This is a genomic window from Neisseria sp. P0009.S007 (assembly GCF_051962515.1).
Genome location: NZ_JBQCVF010001278.1, coordinates 1 through 236 on the forward strand (window position 1 = coordinate 1; position 236 = coordinate 236).

Consider the following 236-nt stretch of genomic DNA (forward strand, 5'->3'; position numbering starts at 1 on the left):
GGCGTAATGGGTGCGGCGAAAAAAGCCAAACAAAATCCGCGCGAGTTGGCGCAAAAAGTGGCCGAAGCATTGGCTGACAATACCGTGATTGAAAGCGCGGAAGTAGCCGGCCCCGGCTTTATCAACCTGCGCCTACGTCCCGAATTTCTCGCCCAAAACATTCAGACGGCCTTGAACAACGCGCGTTTCGGCGTAGCGAAAACCGACAAACCGCAAACCGTCGTTATCGACTATTC

General features: G+C 54.2%; 1 pseudogene. It reads left to right on the forward strand.

The features are described from left to right. A pseudogene (locus tag ACTHS3_RS18605) lies at nucleotides 1-236 on the forward strand (arginine--tRNA ligase); the annotation flags it as partial.